Annotated in this window: 9 protein-coding genes; 4 read left to right on the top strand and 5 right to left on the bottom strand. The window is 35.7% G+C overall.

Annotated features, from left to right (window positions below; all coding sequences use genetic code 11):
• A partial coding sequence (locus Aba26S_RS20230; RefSeq protein WP_043974801.1) for a TetR/AcrR family transcriptional regulator occupies nt 1–397 on the bottom strand: 397 nt, incomplete at its 3' end.
• Entirely contained in the window at nt 398–742 is a 345-nt protein-coding gene (locus Aba26S_RS20225; protein WP_042086420.1) for an SMR family transporter, read from the bottom strand.
• 554 nt (nt 743–1,296) lie between these two features.
• Between Aba26S_RS20225 and Aba26S_RS20220 the strand changes: the two genes are divergently transcribed.
• Both Aba26S_RS20220 and Aba26S_RS20215 read left to right on the top strand, forming a co-directional pair.
• Complete coding sequence (locus tag Aba26S_RS20220) at nt 1,297–1,863, top strand: recombinase family protein (protein WP_043041640.1); 567 nt, start codon at nt 1,297–1,299, stop codon at nt 1,861–1,863.
• A 220-nt stretch (nt 1,864–2,083) separates the two neighbouring features.
• Nucleotides 2,084–3,157, top strand: a complete 1,074-nt coding sequence (locus Aba26S_RS20215) for a hypothetical protein (protein ID WP_155770360.1) — start codon at nt 2,084–2,086, stop codon at nt 3,155–3,157.
• 102 nt (nt 3,158–3,259) lie between these two features.
• Here the strand turns inward: Aba26S_RS20215 and Aba26S_RS21595 are convergent, their stop codons facing one another.
• Entirely contained in the window at nt 3,260–3,385 is a 126-nt protein-coding gene (locus Aba26S_RS21595) for a hypothetical protein (RefSeq protein WP_004969301.1), read from the bottom strand.
• Nucleotides 3,386–3,600: 215 nt separating this feature from the next.
• On the opposite strand from Aba26S_RS21595, the gene Aba26S_RS20210 reads away from it, so the two are divergent.
• On the top strand, nt 3,601–3,897 hold the full coding sequence (locus Aba26S_RS20210; protein WP_004647749.1) for a type II toxin-antitoxin system RelE/ParE family toxin: 297 nt from the start codon (nt 3,601–3,603) through the stop codon (nt 3,895–3,897).
• A gap of 1 nt (nt 3,898) precedes the next feature.
• A complete protein-coding gene (locus Aba26S_RS20205; protein WP_004969304.1) occupies nt 3,899–4,189 on the top strand; it encodes an addiction module antidote protein in 291 nt (96 codons plus the stop codon).
• Nucleotides 4,190–4,299: 110 nt separating this feature from the next.
• Here Aba26S_RS20205 and Aba26S_RS20200 read toward each other — a convergent pair whose 3' ends face one another.
• Complete coding sequence (locus Aba26S_RS20200; protein WP_026438532.1) at nt 4,300–5,754, bottom strand: SulP family inorganic anion transporter; 1,455 nt, start codon at nt 5,752–5,754, stop codon at nt 4,300–4,302.
• Between the two features lie 249 nt (nt 5,755–6,003).
• Nucleotides 6,004–6,213 (bottom strand): hypothetical protein, encoded by a 210-nt coding sequence (locus Aba26S_RS20195; RefSeq protein WP_004976362.1) that lies wholly within the window; start codon nt 6,211–6,213, stop codon nt 6,004–6,006.
• Nucleotides 6,214–6,481: the final 268 nt, after the last annotated feature.

Raw genomic sequence — 6,481 nt, 5'->3', positions numbered from 1 at the left:
TTTTTAGCCATTCCATCCAAATTTTATTAAAGGTAGGCTCTGTGATCATAGTCATTGATAACGCTGACCAAGCAGAAACCACCCCATCTATTTGATGGATAAAAGAACTATGAATATAAGCTCGTGTGAATTTACCATATTCTGTTGGATCGCGTTTAATCAAGTATTCAACTGTTTGATCTAAATCAAGAATTATTTGATTGAACATTTCTTCTATCAAATTTTTTTTATTCGGGAAATGGTGAAATACCCCCCCTTTTGTTATACCTAGTGCTGTAGCAATATTTTGAATAGAAACACCAGAAATACCCTTTTGAGAAACAAGAATAGTTGCCTGTTCAAGGATGCGCTTTCGAATAACCTCTGGTTGCTTCTTTTGTTGCCGAATTTCTTTCACTTAATGACCTGCTGATTGCGAAAATAAATTAATAATTATTACGCCAGATACGATAAAACCAATTCCAATTAAAGCAGGATTATCTAGTGTCTGTTTAAAAACAAAGTAGCCAACTACAGCAGTTAGAACAATCCCAACACCAGCCCATATAGCGTATGCGATACCTAAAGGGATTGTTTTAATAACTTGTGATAATAAATAAAATGCCGTGCTAAAAAAAATAAGGACCATCACGCTTGGAAAAAGTTTTGTAAACCCTTCCGATTTAACTAAAAAACTACTTCCAATCACTTCGGAAACTATTGCAAATCCAAGTAATACATAAGCGAGTAACACACTGTTCATAAGTAATCATACCTAACATACCAATCGGAAGGTATGTTAAATTTTCAAAAAAAAATTATCAATAATTATTTTAGATTTTCTAAAATTAACATAATACACCTTATACGAAATGCGTTATAATTCTCTTGAAAATTCAACGCTGTAGTTCCTAGTTGATAGCCCATCTTCCCCAAGGTGGGCTTTTTTTTTATGATTTTTTCACGTTCCACGACCTCTAAATGATCAATGTTCCACGATTTTAATAAGCCTTGGTAAACAGTAAGATCAGCCATGAAGTTTAAAGAAACGGCTCTAAAAGCCTCTTTTTTCGGATCCTGGTTCAACTTGTTCAGGGGTAGCAATCTGTTTAGGTGAACCGTACTGGGTTTATCGGAGAGAAATTTTTAATATCTAAATTTATGTAACTATAGAGTATACCCTAAAGTTACAATCTGAAAGTTCATGAAATTATGTATCATTTAAATGATTTTTAATCATAAGTAACATGTAACTTTAGTGTTAAAGAATTATAATTTACGAAATTGTTCATTTTTATCCAATTGGGGCGTGAAAAAGTGAAAGGCCAAAAAGTAGGGTATGTCCGGGTAAGTTCTGTCGAGCAAAACACTGGACGTCAACTTGAAGGAATTGAGGTCGACCGGATTTTTGTTGACCGTGCTTCAGGTAAAAATACTGACCGACCTAAATTTCAGGAAATGTTGAACTATGTCCGGGAAGGGGACAGGGTGATTGTACATTCAATGGATCGTTTTGCGCGAAGCCTAAAAGATTTGGTCACTGAAGTAGATAAACTGGTCAAACGAGGGATCGCCATCCAGTTTGTAAAAGAAAATATTACTTTTACAGCCGAATCCACCCCGATGGATAATTTGATGCTTCAAATGATGGGTGCTTTTGCACAGTTCGAACGTGAGATCATTTTAGAGCGGCAAAAGGAAGGAATAAAACTCGCCTCTGCTGAGGGGAAGTACAAAGGTCGGGTGCATAAACTAAAGCCTGACCAAGCTGAAGCTTTACGACAAGCATGGAAGGAGGGGAAGTATCCATCGAAAATGGCATTAGGGAAAGCTTTTGGGATTAGTCGTCAGGCGGTATACCGATATTTACAAGTTAGTGAATAGCTTATTGGGATTAGCAACTAAATTTAGTTTAACTTATAAAAATCATGAAACACTGTTCGAATTTTAAGCGTGGAACGTGAAAAATCACAAAAAAAGCCCACCTTGGGGAAGGTGGGCTATCAACTAGAAACTACAGCATTGATTTCTAAGTGGAATTATAACGCATTTCGTATAAGGTGTATTATGTTAATTTTAGATTTTTTAAAAAATTAGGGCATCCATGAATCCTTTAGAATTCTACTGTTTAATATTGAAAAATATGGATAAAAACCTGGCTAAGAAACTAGGTAAAATTGAGAAAAAATATACTAATGTTCCATTTAAAAATGATGAAATAGCTAAAGTTAAAATTAAATCCGAATTTGCTTCAGAAATGGGGTTTTTCGTACTTAATTCAGCAACTTCTTTAGCTGTAGATGAAGAAAACTATAATTTTGCATACTGCTTAAAAATCTTAGAACTATATCCAATTAAGAATAACGATTTTTTTTATTGGAATGAGCATATAAAGCTATTTTCAGAATTAGAAAAAAATAATTTTTTATATGAAGATGTCTGCAAACTACATGATTTTCTGGTAAATAACTTTAGCTTTAACGGTGATTTAAAGAATATTATTAGTCATGAGATGCTTAGAAATTCTGGCGTCAATATGCTGCTAATTTTAATTCACTTAGATCATTTAATTTCTAAGAAGTGGGGATTCCAATCAATCTCACTAAACCAAGCATTAAAGTTTAAGTTTAAAAATAAACGACCATACTTCCCATCAAAAACTTTTACAGATTTTCTTTTATTTATCTTAAAGATAAATGCAAAGTTTGAAGCAACAAAAGGACATAAAGTCGAGATTCTGAAGACTATTCCTCCAACTAATGGTTTTGAGCAATGGTTAGATCCTTCTCTCGAAGATGAACAAATTAAAGAATTTATACAACTAATTAAAAAAGTTAGAGAAAACAGAAGACTATGCTACTTGAATGAAGTCTATGAGTTCCTAGGTCTACCTTATGGTGAGTTTAAAAATGATGAAATTTATGAACAAGTCTCAGAAGAGAATTATTTATTCCTGAAAAATGAACTTCCAGAAGATAAGTGGTTTGAAAGTATTAATGCCATAGCTGGCCTATGGTTAATATATTTTTGGCAAGACTTTTATTATAAACATTTTCAAAAAACAGCCAGCGTTTCTACGTTAGCTACATCAGAAGATTTTATCGTGATATGGGAAGCCTTCCTGAAGAAATATCCTTCAGAAGGCCAATATCTTTGGCCTTCTGAATTGATATTATAAGATAAATAAATTTTTATTTACGAGGTGGATTATTGTCTCGGCCACCACCTGATGGATTTCCAGTAGTACTAGGCCAACCTGCTGTGCTCATAGTTTTCATCCTTATTTAGATTTCGTAGGTTTATGATTAGGATTCAATTGTCGGCTACGGTTGTCCTGATTCTGCGCATGTTGAATATTATTAGGATTTTTTACTGTAGCACGTTGATCATTCGCTGTTTGTGTCATTGCTTTCTCCTTAAAATGTTTGAACATCTGACAAGGAAAGTATGGCTTCAAAAAAATATGCATCTTGCCTGAAAAACAGTAAAAAAGTTTAAATTTTAACCAAAAAAATTATGTATTTAACATAATGGTGTTATACGAAATTAATGGATGTTCGTATAAATTACTTGCATATTGTATTCGATCGAATACAATATAGTGAGAAGATAAGGATCCTCATGATTGAAATTAAACGTCTTCCAGAATTTGATGAATGGTTGGATGGCATTAAAGACAATATGACCCGTATCCGCCTGAATCGTCGATTAGATAAGGTTCAACGTGGAAACTGGGGAGACATTAAACCTCTCCAAGATGGCGTTTGGGAAATGAGAGAATTCTTCGGTTCTGGATGGAGGATGTATTACATCCAACATGGTGACGTTGTGATTGTAATGCTTGGTGGTGGAGATAAATCAACTCAACAACAAGACATCGATCGGGCAGTCAAACTATCGAAAACATTGGAGGATTAAAATGGTTAAAGTCGCTGATTTACCAAGTTTTGATATGGCTGAGTCGCTCAAAACTGAAGAAGACATTGTGATGTATCTCAATATGGTTCTTGAAGAAAATGATCCAGCTGAATTAGCCCATGCACTTGGTGTTATTGCTAAAGCTCGTGGCATGACTCAAATCGCTAAAGAAGCAGGGATTGGGCGTGAAGCACTCTACAAAGCCCTACGTCAGGATTCAGCACCACGTTTTGATACGATTAATCGTGTAGTAAATGCTTTAGGCTTAAAGCTCACAGTACAACACGCTTAAAACTTTAAAAATATAGTAAAAATGGGAGCTAAAGGCTCCCATTTTTAGATTCGTATAAGGTGTATTATGTTAATTTTAGAAATTCTATATAAATATAGAATTTTTAAAACTTAAATTCTGGCATGTGTCCCATACTTATCAATCATGATCGAACTGGCTTCATTTAGACCACGTACTGTGACATTCGCACCATTCTTTTGAAATTTATTTACAACAGAATCAAGCATGGCGACTGATGTTACATCCCAAATGTGAGAATGGGTCAAATCAATAATCACCTCCTTTACATCCTCTTTAAAGTCAAAACCTTGCATGAATTTTTCAGAAGAACTAAAGAAGATCTGACCTCTCAACTCATATAAACGGGCCATTCCTTCAAAAGATGCTGTCACCTGGATATCATTTTCAAGTTTATTCGCCAGGAACAAGGCTGAAAGTAATACGCCTGTTAACACACCCAAAGCCAGGTTATGCGTAGCAACAACTACAATCACCGTCGCAATCATGACGATATTACTGCTCTTAGGATTATCTTTTAACTGAGTGACAGAACTCCATTCAAAGGTACTGATAGAGACCATTATCATTACCGCTACCAATGCAGCCATTGGAATCACTTTGAGCCAGTCGCTGATAAATACAACCAGAATAAGAAGAAAAATGCCCGCAGAGAATGTTGATAAGCGTGTAAGGCCACCTGATTTTACGTTAATCATAGATTGACCAATCATTGCACAACCGGCCATGCCACCCATAAAGCCAGAAGCAATATTCGCAATCCCTTGTCCCTTACATTCCTGATATTTATCACTTGGCGTATCAGTCATTTCATCCACGATAGTTGCTGTCATCATCGATTCAAGTAAACCTACAGCCGCCAGTGCGACTGAATAAGGCAAAATAATCATCAATGTTTCAATATTCAAAGGAATATCTGGAATCAAGAACATTGGAAGTGTGTCAGGTAAAGACCCCATATCGCCCACGGTCCGTACATCAATTCCTAAAGCGATTGCCAATAATGTGATTGCAATGATGCAGACTAGTGGAGAAGGGAGTAATTTTCCTAATTTGGGAACCAGAGGGAATAGATAAATAATTGCTAAACCTAAAGCAACAAAAGCATATACATGCCAGGTCACATTAATCAGTTCAGGCAATTGAGCCATGAAAATTAAGATCGCTAACGCATTTACGAATCCAATAACCACAGATTTAGATACAAACCGCATTAACTTGGCGAGCTTTAAATAGCCTGCCAATATTTGAATCACGCCTGTCAAAATTGTTGCTGCCAGCAGATATTCAAGCCCATGCTCTTTGACCAATGTGACCATAAGCAGCGCCATTGCACCAGTGGCTGCTGAAATCATGGCAGGACGACCACCTACGAAAGAAATCACGACGGCAATACAGAAGGATGCGTATAGACCAACTTTAGGATCTACACCTGCAATAATTGAAAATGCGATGGCTTCAGGGATGAGTGCAAGACCGACGACTAATCCGGCAAGTACATCCCCACGGATGTTAGAGAACCACTGTTCTCGGACATTAGATAACATAAACATAGCCTGTTTTTTAATTTTTCAGATAGGCTAGTGATGTGATATATACAACACACAAACGACTACACCACATCACTAGACAGTGATGAGTTATTTACAGATTTAAGACGATAAATAAACTTAAGGTGGCGTAAGTGTCATAAGATGAAAGAACGTTTTAGAGTAAAAAAATCAGGACAAGGGTAACAGCTAGGTACTTTTTTATAAAGCCTGGATGTTATATCCAAGCTTTGTTTAATCGGTATTTTATGAAGCTTTTGGCTCCCCAAGTAATTGACCTATTTCCAAACGTGTATAGCCACGTTCTTTAAAAATCAAAACAATAGCCTGTTTATAATCTTCAGAAGTAGAAGTCTTATACTTAGTTATCAGTTGATTTTCAGAATTCAGCTCAAGATCATTTTTGATGGTCAATACTTCGCTAGAGATCTTGTTAAAGATATTTAGGTTAAACATACAGGCACTCGTCATCCGTATTATAGCGGCCCGACTATAACGAATACCTGTCTTAGCTACGCTAGACACCCTTGGCCGCAAGGATTACAAATTAAGAAAAATTCCGCAAGTTTTTGTCTATTGAAAGAATAAATAATCTCCCAACTGCTATCTATTTAACATAATGGCTGTTATACGAAACGAGAGTGTTAGAACCCATTTAAAGTGTCTATATTCTCACCAATAAAAATGTCCGGTTTCTCCGAGGTAAAATATGACTTTTGAACAA

Source organism: Acinetobacter sp. NBRC 110496, assembly GCF_000876115.1.
In the GTDB taxonomy this organism is placed as follows: Bacteria; Pseudomonadota; Gammaproteobacteria; order Pseudomonadales; family Moraxellaceae; genus Acinetobacter.
The sequence above is the reverse complement of the archived record's forward strand: the minus strand, read 5'-3'. Positions and strand labels throughout refer to the sequence as shown.